Annotated in this window: 19 protein-coding genes and 1 riboswitch; of the genes, 5 read left to right on the plus strand and 14 right to left on the minus strand. The window is 51.0% G+C overall.

The genetic code is table 11. The features are described from left to right. Positions 1 to 3 precede the first annotated feature (3 nt). From rpsQ to ACYVI1_RS12360, 12 genes are all read right to left on the minus strand, one after another. Entirely contained in the window at positions 4 to 231 is a 228-nt protein-coding gene (gene rpsQ, locus ACYVI1_RS12305) for a 30S ribosomal protein S17 (protein ID WP_460910525.1), read from the minus strand. Between the two features lie 189 nt (positions 232 to 420). Beyond that, the gene (gene rpmC / locus ACYVI1_RS12310) at positions 421 to 618 is read right to left on the minus strand and encodes a 50S ribosomal protein L29 (protein WP_460910388.1); all 198 of its coding nucleotides are present in this window, start codon (positions 616 to 618) and stop codon (positions 421 to 423) included. 21 nt (positions 619 to 639) lie between these two features. Next, positions 640 to 1,071: a 50S ribosomal protein L16 gene (gene rplP / locus ACYVI1_RS12315; RefSeq protein ID WP_191040219.1), complete on the minus strand. Its 432-nt coding sequence runs from the start codon at positions 1,069 to 1,071 to the stop codon at positions 640 to 642. An 89-nt stretch (positions 1,072 to 1,160) separates the two neighbouring features. Continuing rightward, positions 1,161 to 2,084: a 30S ribosomal protein S3 gene (gene rpsC, locus ACYVI1_RS12320; RefSeq protein ID WP_460910390.1), complete on the minus strand. Its 924-nt coding sequence runs from the start codon at positions 2,082 to 2,084 to the stop codon at positions 1,161 to 1,163. A gap of 6 nt (positions 2,085 to 2,090) precedes the next feature. Next, the gene (rplV, locus tag ACYVI1_RS12325; protein WP_460910392.1) at positions 2,091 to 2,483 is read right to left on the minus strand and encodes a 50S ribosomal protein L22; all 393 of its coding nucleotides are present in this window, start codon (positions 2,481 to 2,483) and stop codon (positions 2,091 to 2,093) included. Between the two features lie 82 nt (positions 2,484 to 2,565). Continuing rightward, positions 2,566 to 2,844 carry a 30S ribosomal protein S19 gene (gene rpsS / locus ACYVI1_RS12330; protein WP_018618700.1) on the minus strand — a complete coding sequence of 93 codons (279 nt, stop codon included), beginning with the start codon at positions 2,842 to 2,844 and terminating at the stop codon, positions 2,566 to 2,568. A gap of 9 nt (positions 2,845 to 2,853) precedes the next feature. Further along, positions 2,854 to 3,678: a 50S ribosomal protein L2 gene (gene rplB, locus ACYVI1_RS12335; protein ID WP_460910394.1), complete on the minus strand. Its 825-nt coding sequence runs from the start codon at positions 3,676 to 3,678 to the stop codon at positions 2,854 to 2,856. Positions 3,679 to 3,708: 30 nt separating this feature from the next. Then, positions 3,709 to 3,996, minus strand: a complete 288-nt coding sequence (gene rplW / locus ACYVI1_RS12340; protein ID WP_460910396.1) for a 50S ribosomal protein L23 — start codon at positions 3,994 to 3,996, stop codon at positions 3,709 to 3,711. A 1-nt stretch (position 3,997) separates the two neighbouring features. Continuing rightward, positions 3,998 to 4,627 carry a 50S ribosomal protein L4 gene (gene rplD / locus ACYVI1_RS12345; RefSeq protein WP_460910398.1) on the minus strand — a complete coding sequence of 210 codons (630 nt, stop codon included), beginning with the start codon at positions 4,625 to 4,627 and terminating at the stop codon, positions 3,998 to 4,000. A 3-nt stretch (positions 4,628 to 4,630) separates the two neighbouring features. After that, complete coding sequence (gene rplC, locus ACYVI1_RS12350) at positions 4,631 to 5,251, minus strand: 50S ribosomal protein L3 (RefSeq protein WP_460910400.1); 621 nt, start codon at positions 5,249 to 5,251, stop codon at positions 4,631 to 4,633. Positions 5,252 to 5,597: 346 nt separating this feature from the next. Further along, positions 5,598 to 6,653 carry a hypothetical protein gene (locus ACYVI1_RS12355; RefSeq protein ID WP_460910402.1) on the minus strand — a complete coding sequence of 352 codons (1,056 nt, stop codon included), beginning with the start codon at positions 6,651 to 6,653 and terminating at the stop codon, positions 5,598 to 5,600. Positions 6,654 to 6,742: 89 nt separating this feature from the next. Beyond that, on the minus strand, positions 6,743 to 7,039 hold the full coding sequence (locus ACYVI1_RS12360) for a DUF2442 domain-containing protein (RefSeq protein ID WP_460910404.1): 297 nt from the start codon (positions 7,037 to 7,039) through the stop codon (positions 6,743 to 6,745). A gap of 292 nt (positions 7,040 to 7,331) precedes the next feature. On the opposite strand from ACYVI1_RS12360, the gene ACYVI1_RS12365 reads away from it, so the two are divergent. Further along, positions 7,332 to 8,276, plus strand: a complete 945-nt coding sequence (locus ACYVI1_RS12365; protein ID WP_460910406.1) for a sugar phosphate isomerase/epimerase family protein — start codon at positions 7,332 to 7,334, stop codon at positions 8,274 to 8,276. Here the strand turns inward: ACYVI1_RS12365 and ACYVI1_RS12370 are convergent. Next, on the minus strand, positions 8,273 to 9,043 hold the full coding sequence (locus tag ACYVI1_RS12370) for an SDR family oxidoreductase (protein ID WP_460910408.1): 771 nt from the start codon (positions 9,041 to 9,043) through the stop codon (positions 8,273 to 8,275). The two genes, ACYVI1_RS12365 and ACYVI1_RS12370, sit on opposite strands and share 4 nt — an antisense overlap. Before the next feature lie 41 nt (positions 9,044 to 9,084). Next, a riboswitch (cobalamin riboswitch) is annotated at positions 9,085 to 9,362 on the plus strand. On the opposite strand from ACYVI1_RS12370, the gene ACYVI1_RS12375 reads away from it, so the two are divergent. The 3 genes from ACYVI1_RS12375 (at position 9,322) to ACYVI1_RS12385 (ending at position 13,174) form a co-directional block, all read left to right on the plus strand. Next, the gene (locus ACYVI1_RS12375; protein WP_460910409.1) at positions 9,322 to 11,373 is read left to right on the plus strand and encodes a TonB-dependent receptor plug domain-containing protein; all 2,052 of its coding nucleotides are present in this window, start codon (positions 9,322 to 9,324) and stop codon (positions 11,371 to 11,373) included. Its footprint overlaps the riboswitch before it by 41 nt. Continuing rightward, the gene (locus ACYVI1_RS12380; RefSeq protein WP_460910411.1) at positions 11,370 to 12,446 is read left to right on the plus strand and encodes a DUF5074 domain-containing protein; all 1,077 of its coding nucleotides are present in this window, start codon (positions 11,370 to 11,372) and stop codon (positions 12,444 to 12,446) included. The genes ACYVI1_RS12375 and ACYVI1_RS12380 overlap by 4 nt, the downstream gene beginning before the upstream one ends. Then, positions 12,443 to 13,174 carry a Dph6-related ATP pyrophosphatase gene (locus tag ACYVI1_RS12385; protein ID WP_460910413.1) on the plus strand — a complete coding sequence of 244 codons (732 nt, stop codon included), beginning with the start codon at positions 12,443 to 12,445 and terminating at the stop codon, positions 13,172 to 13,174. The genes ACYVI1_RS12380 and ACYVI1_RS12385 overlap by 4 nt, the downstream gene beginning before the upstream one ends. An 81-nt stretch (positions 13,175 to 13,255) precedes the next feature. On the opposite strand, the gene ACYVI1_RS12390 is transcribed toward ACYVI1_RS12385, so the two are convergent. Beyond that, positions 13,256 to 13,492 carry a GlsB/YeaQ/YmgE family stress response membrane protein gene (locus ACYVI1_RS12390; RefSeq protein ID WP_460910415.1) on the minus strand — a complete coding sequence of 79 codons (237 nt, stop codon included), beginning with the start codon at positions 13,490 to 13,492 and terminating at the stop codon, positions 13,256 to 13,258. A gap of 196 nt (positions 13,493 to 13,688) precedes the next feature. On the opposite strand from ACYVI1_RS12390, the gene ACYVI1_RS12395 reads away from it, so the two are divergent. Beyond that, the gene (locus ACYVI1_RS12395) at positions 13,689 to 16,826 is read left to right on the plus strand and encodes a PVC-type heme-binding CxxCH protein (protein ID WP_460910417.1); all 3,138 of its coding nucleotides are present in this window, start codon (positions 13,689 to 13,691) and stop codon (positions 16,824 to 16,826) included. The last annotated feature ends 78 nt before the right edge of the window (positions 16,827 to 16,904 follow it).

The raw sequence follows: 16,904 nt of genomic DNA on the forward strand, positions 1-16,904 counted from the left end.
GGCTTACTTCGCTTTTTCGATGATTTCGATTAACCGCCAACGCTTATTCTTGCTCAATGGGCGGGTTTCCATCACACGAACCGTGTCGCCGATACCACACTCATTTTTCTCGTCATGGACCGTCAGTTTTTTCGTCTTGTTCATGAACTTGCCATACATCGGGTGCTTCACCTTACGGTCAATTGAAACTGTAATGGTCTTCTGCATTTTGTTGCTCGTTACCCGTCCAATCCGCTCTTTCCTGGCGTTGCGCTCCGATGCCGGTTTGGCTTCACTCGTTTTGGGAGCGGTTGCCGTCGGCTCTTCTTTTGTTGCTGCCACTGGAGTTAATACTTCCTCCTGTGGGGCTGTTTCTGCTACCGCTGGAGTTGTTACCTCCTCTTGCGGTGCTGGTGCTTGTTGCTCTTCCATCGTCGTGTCTTAGTGGGCTTGCCGCGATTTAGCTGTCAGTTCTGTGTTCAGGCGAGCAATCCGTTTGCGGCTCTCACGAATACGCATAGGGTTCTCAACCGGAGATACCGCATGAGCAAACTTCAGTTTCAGCAGGCGATCCTGTTCCGTACCGAGTTCAGTACGTAACTCATCAGCCGACAATCCTTTCAAATCTTCTTTTTTCATCTTGTTCGTCGCTTAGGGATACTATTCCTCAACTTGCTCCTGATAATCGCGCCGGACAACAAATTTGGTCCGAACGGGCAACTTCTGAGCAGCCAGACGTAGGGCTTCCATTCCCGTTGCCAAATCAACACCCGTTGCTTCGAACATAATCGTACCGGGCTTCACTACGGCTACCCAGTATTCGGGCGCGCCTTTACCTTTACCCATCCGTACTTCAGCCGGTTTTTTCGTAATCGGCTTGTCTGGGAAAATACGTATCCAAACCTGGCCTTCACGTTTCATGGCACGGGTTACAGAAATACGGGCGGCTTCAATCTGGCGGGCGGTAATCCGACCCGGCTCCAGCGATTTAATGCCGAACGTACCGAAAGAAATCTCGTGACCACGCGATGCGATACCCGGAATCCTTCCTTTATGTTGCTTACGGAATTTAGTTCTTTTTGGCTGTAACATTTTTCTGTTATCAGTTTATCGTTTCAGGTTTCAGGTTCCAAATTTAAAACTCCAGAACTGGAACTTGAAACCTGAAACTTTGAACTCGTTTATCGTCTTGGTCCTCCACCGCCACCGCGATTACCGCCCTGGCCTCCACCGCCACCACGATTACCGCCCTGGCCTCCACCGCCACCGCGATTACCGCCCTGACCTCCTCCACCGCCACCGCGATTACCGCCCTGACCTCCCCGGTCATTAGCACCGCGCTCACCGCGACCACGGCCACCCCGGTCGCCACCTTCACGGTCGCCACGAGGGCCCCGACGGTCGCCCCGGTCGTTAGATGATGTAGAACGCTCACCGGCTTGTGCCTGTGTCATCATGGCTGCTGGCGACAGATCGCGCTTGCCATAGACTTCACCTTTGAAAATCCACACCTTGATGCCGATTTTGCCGTAAACGGTTTGGGCTTCAGAAATGGCATAGTCGATGTCGGCACGGAGTGTATGGAGAGGCACACGCCCTTCTTTATACTGCTCCGAGCGGGCAATTTCAGCGCCACCCAAACGACCCGATACTTTTACTTTGATGCCCTGTGCGCCTACCCGAAGTGCCGACTGAATGGCTTGCTTCATGGCGCGACGGAACGAAATACGAGCCTGTAACTGTTGGGCGATAGCTTCGCCAACAAGTTTAGCGTCGATTTCAGGCCGTTTGATTTCGAAGATATTGATTTGAACATCTTTGCCCGTAATCTTCTTCAGCTCTTCTTTAATCTTATCAACTTCGCCACCACCTTTACCGATTACGATACCCGGACGGGCCGTGTGAATCGTAAGGGTAACGCGTTTCAGGGTACGCTCAATAACGACCCGTGCAATGGCGCCTTTCGGGATACGGGCTGCAACGTATTTACGGATTTTCTCGTCTTCAACGAGCTTGTCCGCAAATTCTTTACCACCGTACCAGCTCGATTCCCAGCCCCGAACAATACCAAGTCGAAAGCCAACTGGATTTATTTTTTGTCCCATTTCTTATTATTGTTCGTTTTCAGGGGTTTCTGCTTCTGCCGACTCCAACAGGGTTTGTGCTGCACTGTCAATCACAATTGTGATGTGATTTGACCGCTTCCGAATCCGGTGGCCACGACCTTGTGGAGCTGGTCGCAGACGCTTCAGCATCGGACCGCCATCGACAAAAATCGTTTTTACATAAAGGTCAGCGTCTTCGATACGCTCATCTTCATTTTTCTGCTGCCAGTTGGCAACTGCCGACAAAAGCACCTTCTGCAATATATCGGCACCAGCCTGTGGCTGATATTTTAACAGACCCAACGCCCGGCTAACGCGCTGACCACGAATCAGGTCGGCAATTAACCGCATCTTACGGGGCGACGTGGGCACATCTCTAAGTCTTGCTACTGCTTCCATGTTTTTTTATGGCTCGGAGCGCGAGGCAGGGAGCACGGGGTCATTACAATACCCTGCTCCCTGCTCCCTGCTCCCTGCTAATTTATCGTTTGCCCTTGTCTTTCTTTGCGGTGTGCCCCCGGAAGTTGCGCGTTGGCGAGAATTCGCCGAGCTTGTGGCCTACCATATTTTCCGTTACATAAACCGGAATAAACTTGTTGCCGTTATGCACAGCGAATGTGTGGCCTACAAAATCCGGCGAAATCATCGAACGACGCGACCAGGTTTTGATGACCGATTTCTTGCCCGAATCATTCTGCGTCTGCACTTTATTGTCCAGACGAAAATCAATATAGGGGCCTTTTTTGAGTGAACGTGCCATTATTATCTGTTACTTTTTGCGTCGGCTAATAATCATACTCTCAGATGGCTTATTCTTGTTGCGGGTCTTTTGACCTTTGGCATACTGGCCATTGCGTGACCGTGGGTGACCACCAGATGCCCGGCCTTCACCGCCACCCATTGGGTGATCGACGGGGTTCATAACCACCGCCCGAACGCGGGGACGAATACCCAACCAGCGATTCCGGCCAGCCTTACCCACAACAACGTTCATGTGGTCGGGGTTAGATACCGAACCCACTGTGGCCATACCCGCACTCAGAACCCGTCGGGTTTCGCCCGACGGCAACCGCAGGATAGCGTACTTATCTTCACGACCAACCAACTGAGCATACGTACCTGCTGAGCGGGCCATTGTACCCCCTTTACCCGGTGTCAGTTCGATGTTGTGAACGATAGTACCGATGGGCATAGCTGCCAGGGGCAGGGCATTACCAACATCGGGAGTAACACCTTCGCCCGACTGAATCGTCTGGCCAACGGTGATACCCTGTGGGGCGATGATGTAGCGTTTTTCGCCGTCGGCATATTGCACCAGCGAGATGCGGGCCGAACGGTTTGGGTCGTATTCTACAGTCAAAACTTCGGCGGGTTGGCCGACTTTATCGCGCTTAAAGTCAATAATACGGTATTTCCGCTTATGACCTCCACCAATGTAGCGCATAGTGCGGTGACCTTCGTTATTCCGGCCACCGGTTCTCTTGATGGGCTCCAGCAGGCTTTTTTCCGGCTTGGAGGCTGTTATTTCCGCAAAGTCGGGTGCCACGCGAAAACGTGTACTCGGCGTTATTGGTCTTAGTTTTTTAACTCCCATGACTGATTGGATGGTAGAGCAATGCTCGGTTTACAGGTCAGCGTAAATGTCAATGACTTCGCCCTCTGCAACCGTTACGATTGCTTTCTTAATGGTTGGGGTCTTGCCCGATACAACACGTCCGTTGATGTTCTTGCTGCGTTTTTTCCCGTATACCCGGAAGGTATTCACAGCCTCAACGTTTACGCCGTACATTTTCTCGATGGCTTTGCCGATTTCGAGTTTGTTGGCTTTCAATTCAACCTCAAAAGCATACTTCCCCTGCTTGTTAAGGCCCGTCATTTTTTCGGTGACGATTGGTCGTTTCAGTACGCTCATGTTATTTGTCGAACAACGTTTGAATGGTTGACAGAGCTTCTTCGCTAATGAGCAGTTGGTCGGCGTTCATCAGGTCATAGGTATTTACCTGCGAGGCTGTGGTCACTTTCGCTTTCTGCACATTCCGGCTCGACAGCACAACATTCGTGTTCACGTCTGGCAGAATCAGCAGCGTTTTGCGACCCGTTAGATTCAGATCGCTCAGGAACTGAATGTAATCTTTGGTGCGTGGCGCTTCCAGGGTGATGTTGTCGATAACCGAAATCTTTTCGGCCTTCGCTTTCACGGCATAAGCCGACTGGCGGGCGAGCGCTTTCACTTTTTTATTCAGCTTGAAGCTATAATCGCGGGGGCGGGGTCCGAAAATGGTACCACCACCTACAAATACCGGCGATTTGGCACTACCCGCACGCGCACCGCCCGTACCTTTTTGCTTCTTTAATTTACGAGTCGAGTGGGCGTTTTCAGCGCGCTCTTTCGCTTTGTGCGTTCCCTGCCGTTGGTTAGCCAGGTATTGCTTCACGTCGAGGTAGATCGCGTGCTGATTCGGTGTGATGCCGAAAATCTCTTCTGAAAGCGTGACCTTTTTGCCTGTGTCCTCGCCTTTGCTGTTATATACGATTACTTCCATGGCCTATTTCTCAATAATAACGTATGAATTTTTAGCTCCCGGAATCGAACCGCTAACAACGAGCAGATTTTGCTCAGGCAGAATACGCAGCACACGCAGGTTTTGAACCTTCACGCGGTTGCCGCCCATGCGACCACCCATACGAATACCTTTGAATACCCGCGATGGGAACGAGCAGGCACCAATCGAACCTGGGTGACGACCCCGGTTGTGCTGACCGTGCGTTTGACCGCCAACGCCAGCGAATCCGTGACGTTTTACAACGCCCTGGAAACCACGACCTTTCACCGTTCCGACTACGTCAACGAAGTCTTCTTCAGTAAATACATCGGCTACCGTGAGGGTTTGGCCTAAGTTCAGCTCGTTCACGAATTCTTTGAACTCAACGAGTTTGCGCTTAGGCGTGGTACCCGCTTTTTTGAAGTGGCCCATCTCCGGCTTGTTACTGTGCTTTTCTTTTTTGTCGCCGTAACCCAGTTGCACAGCCGTGTAGCCATCTTTCTCGATGCTACGGACTTGCGTTACGACACAGGGACCCGTCTCAATCACTGTACATGCCAGAGCCTGCCCGTCCGCATTGTACACGCTGGTCATCCCGATTTTCTTGCCAATTAAACCAGACATTTGTGTTTGTTTAAAGTAAGCAGGTAATTAAGATAATGATTTTCCCAACTCAGCCCTGCGAGACCGCGTCGGCGGACCGGCCTCACCGCCGAATCGGGCCGCAAAAGTAGGCAAACTTTCGGATGAATCCTATATCTACTTAACAATCAGGCCCGAAACCAACATAAAAAAGGTCGGGCGCGCTGCACCTGACCTTCAGTAGGCAGACAAAACCATGCAATGCAAAGCTTGTTTGCCGAAAAGTCAGATGTGGTTTCCTGAACGGACCTTCACCTTCGTATGTCGTTAACTCGTGTTCCGAGTTTGGGAGTGCAAAAGTAGGAAATAGTTGGGAGAAATGGAAAAATTATTTTAAAGAAGTTTGCGCGGGCGTTTTACGAAGCCAATCCATCCACTCTTTTGCCACATCGTCACCACGATATTCTTTGTCAATTATTTTGCCGGACACGTCTCGCTTCATTCTGAAAAACTGATGGTCATGGTCGAAATAAGGCTTTAGTGTTAAGTTTTTCTTTCCTCGTGCGATAAACTCCAACGGCAAATAATCCAAACTGGGCGCAATCTCTTTATCGGCTGTGCCATAGGCAATGTACAGGGGCGTGTTGATGCGTAGCAGATTGTCGAGGCTGTGGATTGAGAATGACTGCCAGGCGCGGTACGTATCGGCGGGCGCGTTTGTGAGCGCGGTGGGATGCTTCTGAATGTCGGCCCACCAGGCGTAGAGCGATTCAATCATTTCCTGTCCTTGCTTCGGTGTCATCTCACCCCGTTCTACCTGTTCGCGAATGCCATAAATATTCGTCTCGAACCGCCGACCAGCGTGGCCTGAAAGCAAAATTGTATGAGTCACGTAACGATTGTGATTTGCCACCAAGTCAGCACCGACCGTAAATCCTTCAGACCCGCCACAATACACGACCTTGCGGGCATTAATCCATGTTTGTTTCATCAGATAGTTAATCACCTGATTACACTGCGCTACGTAGCGTTCGCGGTAGTTGTTGGCTACGTATTTGTCCGACACAAACTTCTTCGGAGGATTCGCCCTGCTTATTGCCTGCTGATATTCGTTGAGAAATGATACATCAGCCACTAATTGAACGCCCGGCTTGCTAATCATGACGAAATGGTATTCATTCTTGTAATCTCTAAACTTGAAGGGTGCGCCTACGTAATATTTACCAGCGTCAACTTGAATAATTGGCATCGGCTGAGACCCTTGCCGAAATAAAAATAGTGGCTTTTTGATTTTCAAATCTTCTTTACTGCCAAAGACAATGAACGTCGTTGTGTCTTTGCCATCGGGCAGGTTGAAAATTTGACAGAGGTCTTCGAGTCGGGCGGCTTGAGAGAGGGCTTGAAAATTGGCCGAAAGCAGTGTAAGCAATAGTATCGTTTTCATTTGCCTGAATTTTGTGTCGGGTAAATCAGGCTTCTTTTTCCGGGAAGGGAAAGGTTTTTAACGTTTGTTGGGAATTTTTAACAAATCCGTCAAGAGACAGCCTTCATCCATCTATCGGCTACATCAGCCGGAATGGGCTGGACAACCGGAGCGGTCTTGTAAAGTGACTCGACCGGGAAACACATTCTACGGTCGCCCCAAATGATAGAGCGACTATGTTCGATGCGAAACTTCCTGAACTTAGTTAAGTCACGAAACCGGGTAACCATTGGATTCTGGCTTGCCGTTAAAAATGGGCTAAAATCAACGTCGTTGCTACTGCCATCGCTGAAGGTAAACTGGATGGTACAATCGCTTAGATAACTGGCTTGGGTAATCTTTACCATGTCTTATTAGAACTTTTTGGTGATACGTTGCTTCATAATCTATCCATTTCTTCACAATATCCGCTTTTTTTTCTTCCAGTAGTTTTTCGGCTTTTCGCATCTGAGCCGGAGGGAGAGGCTTTCCTTTGGTTTTCTCTCGCCAGTTGATTGAAATATTTCTTTCTTCATCGAACGCTAGTTCAGCTACACTGACAAATTCGTTGTATTCGATATGAACGCCCCTAAACAGTAGGTTTACCCACTTTTCTCATTTACTTGTATAGTCTCCAAACGCCTGAATTCTTTACTGTTCATGTCTCAATCTATAACCCGTCGCCAAACGCTGACTGCCCTGACTGCTTCGGTTGGCGCATCCCTTTTTCCAGCTTCTTCCTGGGCTGAAACAGCGCCTATGGCTGCTTCTCCGTTTACGCTTTGCCTGAACATGAGTACCATTCGCGGGCAAAAGCTTGGGTTTGTGAAAGAATTGGAAACGGCCTCAAAAGCTGGGTTCCGCTCAGTTGAAGTCTGGATTAATACGCTGGAGGATTATCTCAAAGGGGGCGGTACGATTGCCGACGCCCGCAACCGGCTGAGTGATTTAGGCATAAAAATCGAAAATGCGATTGGCTTTGCGCCCTGGATTATTGACGATGAGGCTGCCCGTGCCAAAGGATTTGAGCAACTCAAACGAGAAATGGGGATGCTGGCGGAGGTAGGTTGCCAACGCGTCGCTACACCACCCGTTGGCGCTCAGGCGCCGGGTAGCCCCAAAATTGATTTGTATAAAGCGGCTGAACGCTACCGGGCCATTCTGGAACTGGGTGATAAAACCGGCGTGGTGCCTCAATTAGAATTATGGGGTTTCTCGCCCAATCTAAATCGGTTGGGCGAGCTTATGTTTGTGGCTATTGAAAGCGGACATCCGTCGGCAAGGCTACTGCTGGATATTTATCATCTTTACAAGGGCGGATCGGGTAATGTAAGTTTGCCGTTGGTGGGCAAATCGGCCATTGAAGTTTTTCATGTGAATGATTATACGGCCGACTTCACACGGGAAAAAATTACCGATGCCGACCGTGTCTTTCCGGGCGATGGCGTTGCGCCCATTAAGGAGACGCTAAAACTGATTAAGCGCACTGACCGGCCCATCGTATTATCGCTGGAAGTGTTCAATAAAACATACTACGCACAGGACGCTCAAGCTGTAACCAATATGGCAATGGCGAAAATGAAAGCGATGGTCGCGGGTCTTTAAAACGCCCAGGCCAGCAACCCGCCATCGACGGCAATGGTTTGACCCGTAACGTAGCCCGACGCGGGCATACTTAGGAATGAGACAACGGAGGCCACTTCTTCGGGTTCGCCAATGCGATTCATGGGCGTTCGTTTGAGAATGCCCGCTAATTTTTCTGGATTCGTCAGCACGGGCGAGGCTAAGGGCGTTCTGATGTACCAGGGCGCTACGGCATTCACCCGAATACCATCGGGCGCCCACTCGACGGCAAGGTTGCGGGTGAGTTGCAGCATTGCGGCTTTGGTCATGCCATATAGTGACCCGCTGCTGGTGTGCGACAAGCCCGACACCGACGAAACCATCACAATCCTCCCATTTTTAGATGCCTTAAGCAAGGGGTAAGCGGCCTGGCTAAGTTCGTATGCCGAACGTAGGTTTGTATTCAGAACATGCTCATAATCAGCCGCACTGTACTCAGCGGTGGGCTTCCGAATGTTTGTACCGGCGTTATTGACCAGAATATCCAAACTATCCCATTTTTTTTCTACGACCTTAATCAGCTCAACAGCCATACCGGGCCGACTTACGTCAGCGGCTAACCCTTCGACAATATGGCCTTCTTGCCGGTAACTGGTTAGTTGTTGTTGAAGCAATTCATTAGTACGGGCCACGATAAATACGGATGCGCCCAGGTCGAGAAATTGCCGGACAATGGCTTCGCCGATACCTTTAGTGCCGCCCGTTACGAGGGCGCGTTGGCCCCTGAGTGACCATAGCGATGGAGTCATAATGATTTTGATTAAGGCTACATTTGTAGCAAATTTCCCTACCTTTGCCCTGAGTTTTCGGTGCCTGATGTCGTTTCGTGGCGGCTTTCACGGCTTAAAAGGGAAGTTGGTGTGAAACCAACGCTGTCCCCGCAACTGTAAGTCTTGTGTAATGTATAGTGAAAAATGAATAATTAATAATGGCGTTAATCCATTGTACATTGTACATTATACATTAAAAGGCCGGTTCATTCTACATAGCCACTGTGCGAATTATCAGCACGGGAAGGCTCGAACCGGTGAGACAAGTCAGGAGACCTGCCGACGACCATCCGTTGTTCTGGCGTTCGGAGGAAACGCCCCAGCCGCGTGCCGTAGTTGCACTTTATTCAGTAAGTATAGTGGGAACGAGAACCCTTCGCTGGTGGGTATCGGGTCTGTTTATTGGTCTGCTGGCAGGTCAGAACAGTTTCGCGCAAACCGATTCGTTGTCGAATCGTTCGAAAGCGGTTGTATCGCTGTCGGCGGTAACGGTGCGGGCTATTGCACCCGAGCGGTTTTTGGCAGGGCAAAAACTCCAGCGCATCGACTCAACCACCTTACTTCAGTTTCGGTTTGGCTCGCTGATTGACCTGTTATCAGTCAATACGCCCTTAGCCTTCAAAAATTACGGTCCCGGTCAGTTGGCAACAGGTTCGTTTCGGGGAACATCGGCCAGCCATACGGCAGTACTCTGGAACGGCATCAACATCAATCAACCCAATCTCTGCCTGACTGATTTTTCGACCCTGCCCGTTGCGGGTTTCGACCGGTTGGCCGTTCAGTATGGCTCCTCGGCCAGCGTTGTTGGCTCTGATGCCGTGGGCGGGAGCATACTACTGGGAAGCAACCCGAACTGGCAATCGGGAATTTGGGCAACGGTTGGGCAGCAGGTGGCCAGTTTTCAGAATAACCAGACGCAGGTGGGTGTTCGTTACGGAGCATCGCTGGGCCAGAACTGGAAACTGTCGGGTAAGACGTTTGCCTACCGGAGTCAGTTCAACAACGCGTATCCCTATACCGAACGCCGAAACTATTTTCTGGAATCATCGACAACAGCGCAGCGCGGATTTTTACAGGATTTATTCTTCCTGCACAAAAACGGCCAGCAGGTATCGGTCAATATGTGGCTGTCGGACAACGACTTAGTTGTTACGCCCCAGGATACCATTGCCCGTGAGCAAACCCGAACGCAGTCGGCACGGCTGCTGGCTACGTATGAAGCCAACCGCCTGACCGTGCGGCTTGGCTGGATTCGCGACGTGCTGGATTATGCCAAAGGGAATTTCAACACGCCAAGCCATACCCAAACCGAGCGGTTTATTAGCCGGGTTGAACGTGAATTCTCACTTTTGTCGGCCCATTCGCGCCAATTGACGCTGCGTACCGGGGGCGAATGGTCGCACTACCGCACCCGAACGGATGGCTACGGTGGCCAACTGATTCAGGAAGACCGGGGAGATTTGTATGCGCTGCTGCGGTTTCAAACAACCCGCTGGCTTGTATCGGCGAACCTTCGCCAGGCCTTTGTTACACGCTTCAATCCGCCCATTACACCGTCACTCGGCACTGAATACCAGCTTATTCGGAACGATAAATTTACTCTGACGGCAAAAGGAGCTATCAGTCGAAGTTACCGCGTACCCACGCTAAACGAACGTTATTGGATAGAACTGGGCAATCCTGATTTGTTACCCGAAAGTGGGCTGAATCTGGAAACCGGGCTGGCGGCAACTGCCCGCCTAACGGACTACCTCAATCTGACGGCTGACCTAACCGCCTATCGAAACCGGATCGACAACTGGACGTACTGGAATCCGGCTAAGGAATACCACGTTGAAAATCTACAAGTAGTATTAGCACGAGGAGTCGAACTAAACACCGGATTGACGTATGCCCGGAACAATTGGCGGGCTGGTCTGCGAATTGGGTACGCCCTCACCCGCACATCGCAGGAACGGGCGTATGATAACTACGCGCTGGACATCGTTGGGAAACAGTTGGTTTACGTGCCGATTCACACCGGTACACTCAATGCCTATCTACAACGTGGCCGAGCCCGCTTGACTGTGCAAACACAAGTGGCCTCCCGTCGGTACATTACGTTCGACAACAGTCAGTTTTTTAAAGGGACCACGCTCACCAATGTACTTCTGGAGCATATGGCCAAACTGGGACTGCTACCAGTTCGGGTGCAGGGTCAGGTCAATAACGTGTTCGACGCACTGGTGGTTAACGTTAAGCGCAACGCCATGCCGGGGCGCAACTGGGCAATAAATCTGATTATCAATTTTCCGTCTATTAATCCATGAAAAATCAATTGACCAAATCAATTGCCATTGGGCTGGTAGCCCTGAGTGTCTGGAACTGCAAAACCTCCGACCCAGAGCCATCGCTCTATGAATCGGGCGTGTTTATCCTGAACGAAGGGAACTTCACAGATAATAACGGTAGCCTGTCATTTTTAAGCCGCAACAGTACTACAGTTGCGACAAACATATTTATACAGGCTAATCCAAGTTTAGCCGTGGCTGGAGGCACAGGGCAGGGGGGTGGTGTAGCGGGGTATACAGAAGTTAACGGCAAAGGGCTAATCTTAGTGGATAATAGTAAGGCCGGGCAGGACAAGGTTGAAATTGTTGAATTTGGCACCTTCAAGTCACGAGCAACGCTGAAAGCCCCCGACATTGAAAACCCGCGTCAGGTAATTCAGGCAGGGCCGAACAAAGCCTACGTGAGTTGCTGGGATGTTTCGGGTTCCGGTAATGCATTCTACAAAGACCCTGGCTATATCGCCGTTGTCGATTTGAATACCAGCACCGTCAAAAAGAAAATACCCGCCGTCAAAGGAGTTGTACGGATGGTGTTTGCAGGCAGCGAAGTGTTTGTGGGCAGTAGTGCTTATAGTGGCGATAAGACACTGTTAATCATCGACGCCAATACCGATGAAGTGAAAGACAGACTTGATTTCGGCGCCACGCCCGAACCAATTGCGGTGGATGCTGATGGAAAATTGTGGATTCTGGCCGGAAAAGACATGGTTCGCATTAACCCGCAAAGCCGACTTGTTGAGAAACGATTGACGTTTGCGGCTTCGCCCGGCTCTGTGACTATTAGCCCCGACAAAAAGGCATTCTACTATACATTGAATGGCCGGACATCCCGTTTCCAGATTGATGCAACGTCAGCATCGGGTACCCAAGTTATTCCCCGCTCGTTTAGTGCATTGGGCATCGACCCCCAAACTAAGGTCATTTATGGCAGCGTGATTCCTTCCTACGGGCAGGCGGGGTATGTCCTGCGGTATCAGGATAACGGCACATCAGCAACGTTGATTGATTCGGTTAAAGCCGAGATTGCTCCAACAGGGTTTTACTTCCGATGAATCAGCACCGGGCCGTTATGAACTGGAGCGGAGGAAAAGACTCCGCCCTGGCCTTATATTACAGCCTGCGGTCGGGGCAGTGGGCTATACAGAGCTTACTGACGTCGGTAAATGAACAGCACGGGCGGGTTAGTATGCACGGCGTTCGGCTGGCGTTGCTGGAAGCGCAGGCGAATCGGGTGGGGCTGCCGCTGCAACTGCTGCGTCTGCCCGGCGATGTTTCGATGGAAAGTTACAATGCCAAAATGCAGGAAACACTTCAATCGGCTCAGCAGCAAGGGATTACACACTCAATTTTCGGAGATATTTTTCTGGAAGACCTGCGGCATTATCGCGAAACGCAATTGCAACAGACAAATCTGACGGGCGAATTTCCGCTCTGGCAGCGAAACACCACCGAGTTACTCCATGAGTTTATGGATTTGGGTTTCCGGGCTGTGCTCGTGTGCGTGAACGAAAAGCACCTGCCTGCTGAGTTTGTCGGGCGTGAACTGAGTTTGGATTTACTGAAAGACCTGCCCAAAACCGTTGACCCCTGTGGCGAAAACGGTGAATACCATTCGTTTGTCTACGACGCCCCCATCTTTACTAAGCCCATTAAGTTTACCAAAGGTGAAGTCGTCCGGCGAACCTATACGCCGTCGTCCGGCACAGACTGTCACAGCGCTACTGTCGATCAAACCTGGGATACGGGCTTCTGGTATCAGGATTTGCTCCTGGCGGAGTGAGGATAGGGATAAGTCGCCTATAAAATAGCCGTGCCAAAACGATTTTCCGGCACGGCTATTTGTATAAAGAGTCAGCTTAAATTAGAACAGGCGACCCAGAAAAATCAGTAATACGGCCCCGCCAACGGCAATCAGCAGATTCATAACCAAGCCGTCATTATCGGGGTCGTTGCCCAACCGACGGGCGATAAATCCACCCAAAAATCCGCCTACGATGCCCAGCAGAATGTTAACCAGCATGGAATTATGACTATCCATAATTCGACTGGCAATGAAGCCGGCTAATCCGCCGATAAGAATAGAATACAGGAAACCCATAAGTTTAAGAGATTAGGTGAAATGCCATATGGCGTTGCAATGGTACATAAAAATGAATCAATGTAGAATTATCGCCGGATTAAATTGAGCGAAAAACGACGCGCCAATGGGTATAAACAACACGCAAAGTCATTTTACGAGATAACTGTCTGTTTAAACGGTAATAGTCAATTCTTTCCCTCAATGGGCTAACTATATGTCTCAATCATCATCCCTGAAACGCTCTGCACTTTCCCGGCGGGCACTTGTCCTTTCTGCCGCCGGCCTGGTTGTGGGTGGTGTTTTTGTTGGGGCTTACCAGAACCGCAACCTCAACGCGGCTTCAGGTCGATACCTGACTACGTTGTTCGCCCAACTGTCCGACGACGATAAGCACGACCCAAAGTATGCGGTTGGTAGCCTGAACGTCGCGCCGGGTTTAGAGGCAACCCTCTTTGCCTCAGAACCCATGCTGACAAACCCTACTGATATTGACGTAGATGCCAAAGGCCGGGTTTGGGTGTGCGAAGCGTACAACTACCGCCCGGCGGTTAATGGCAACCCGACTCGAAAAGAAGGCGACCGGATTGTGATTCTGGAAGATACCAACGGCGACGGCAAGGCCGATGTGACAAAGGTGTTTTACCAGGACCCCAGTATCGAATCTCCACTGGGTATCTGGGTGCAGGGCAACAAAGTTATCGTGTCCGACAGCCCAAACGTTTGGGTGCTGACCGACGAAAATGGCGATGATAAAGCCGATAAAAAAGAACTGCTCTTTACCGGTATCGGGGGCGAACAGCACGACCACGGCATGCACACGTTTGTGTTCGGTCCCGATGGCAAGTGGTATTTCAACTTTGGCAATGCGGGCGAGCAACTCTTGGATAAAGACGGAAAGCCCGTTGTGGACATTGCCACCGGCAAACCCATCGACAAGCAGAACTTCAGGCAGGGGATGGTGTTCCGCTGCGACCCCGACGGGAAGAATGTAGAATTGCTGGGCCAGAATTTTCGCAATAATTACGAAGTCGCCGTTGATTCCTACGGCACGCTCTGGCAGTCGGACAACGACGACGATGGCAACAAAGGCGTCCGAATTAACTACGTCATGGAGTATGGCAACTATGGCTATACCGACGAACTGACCGGTGCGGGCTGGCAGGCCAACCGCGAAAACATCGAACCCGAAACGCCCCGTCGCCACTGGCACCTCAACGACCCCGGCGTAGTGCCAAACCTGCTCCAGACCGGGGCCGGTTCGCCAACAGGCATCATCGTTTACGAAGGAAAATTGCTGCCCGAAGTGTTTCGAAATCAGGTGATTCACTGCGATGCTGGACCAAACGTAGTACGCTCCTATCCCGTGCAGAAAGAGGGTGCTGGCTACAAAGCCGAAATTGTAAACCTGCTGGAAGGGACTCGTGACCAGTGGTTCCGGCCTGCCGATGTGTGCGTGGCCCCCGACGGTTCGCTCATCATTGCCGACTGGTATGACCCCGGCGTGGGCGGGCATCAGGCGGGCGACCAAAGCCGGGGGCGTGTATACCGCGTAGCTCCGCCGAACTCGCCCTACACCATGCCGAAAGTGGACGTTTCGACTACGGCCGGAGCCATCGAAGCCTTGCAAAGCCCAAATATGTCCATTCGCTACGAGGGTTGGCAGAAACTTCGTGAGATGGGTGCGAAAGCCGAAAAACCATTGGCAAAACTCTACAAATCATCCGATAACCCCCGAATGCAGGCGCGGGCGCTGTGGTTGTTGAGCAAATTAGACAAAGGAACAAAATACATTGAAAAGGCATTGAAGAGCGACAATCCTGATTTGCGAATCACTGCACTCCGGGCCGCCCGCGAACTCAAAACCGATATTATTCCGTATGTGAAACAATTAGTCAATGACCCCGACGCGCAGGTACGACGGGAATGTGCCATTGCCCTGCGCCGGAACCAGAACCGCACCGGCGGACCGGCCGGACCAACCTCGCCCGACGCGCCGGGATTGTGGGCGCAGTTGGCCAGCCAATACGACGGCAAAGACCGCTGGTATCTGGAAGCGCTGGGCATTGGAGCCGATGGCAATTGGGATAGTTACTACACGGCCTGGGTGAAGCAAATGAACAATGACCCACTGGCTAATGCTGGAGGTCGTGACATCGTCTGGCGTGCCCGTACTAAAGAATCCGTACCGATGCTGGCTAAACTCGCGGGCGACCCTGCCGTCGACCTTAGCCAGCGCCTGCGGTACTTCCGGGCATTTGATTTTAACCCTGGCGCCACCGAAAAATCGACCGCACTATTGGGGATTTTACAGGCTAATAGCAACTCGACGGACGTAACAAAGCTGGCCCTTCGCCACCTTGACCCCTCTTTTGTGAAAAACTCGCCTGTTGCCACAACGGCCTTGAACAAAGTCATGGGCGATGTGTATGGCACACCTGAATACATTGAACTCGTTACCCGCTATGAACCAACATCCGAAAACGCCAATCTTAGGAAGTTGGCCATACAGAAAGCAATGGACGGCTTGGGCCGCGATGCTACCCGGCAGTTGCTAAAGCAGCAGGGTGGCCCAATGGTTTGGGAGGCCATCAATGGCACAGACGCCGAAGCCGCCACAAATATGGTGATGGCCCTGCGTCGGGTGGGTAGTAAAGAATCTATCGAGATGTTAAAAACAGTTGCGCTGGACGAAAAACGACCCATAGCCTTACGCCGGGAGGCTACCCGTTCGCTGGGTGGCAGCAATGATGGCGAAGATGTAGTTATCGCTTTGTTGAAATCTGGTGATATCAAAGGTGACTTCAAAGCAGCCGCTGTACAGGGCGTTAGTGGCGCCTGGCGGAAAAAAATCCGTCAGGAGGCAGCCAGTTATTTAGATGGCGGGGTGGCGGCAGGGAATACAAAACTTCCCGCCATGACCGAACTGCTGGCCATGAAGGGTGATGCTGAAAAGGGACTCAGTGTTTTCAAAAACAACTGTTCCATTTGTCACCAGGTTAATGGCGAAGGCATGGATTTTGGGCCGAAACTTTCGGAAATTGGCTCTAAATTGCCCAAAGAGAGCCAGTATCTGGCCATTATCCATCCCGATGCCGGTATAAGTTTTGGCTATGAAGGCTGGGAAGTGAAGTTTAAAGACGGTAGTTCCATGACCGGGATTGTGTCCAGCAAAACCGAAACCGACCTGCAAATGAAGTTTCCAGGGGGCGTGGTGCAGAATTATAAAATGGCCGATGTCGTGTCCATGAAGCAGATGGACTCGTCCATGATGCCGTCGGGCTTACAGGAAGCCATGAGTTCACAGGAATTAGTCGATTTAGTTGATTATTTAGCAAGTTTGAAAAAGAAATAGAACCGTTTTTTTTGTCATGCTGACGAAGGAAGCATCTTCATGTTCCCTAACTCACTTCAGGGGTGTTTCAAGATGCTT

The sequence above is a fragment of the Spirosoma areae genome (assembly GCF_054781775.1).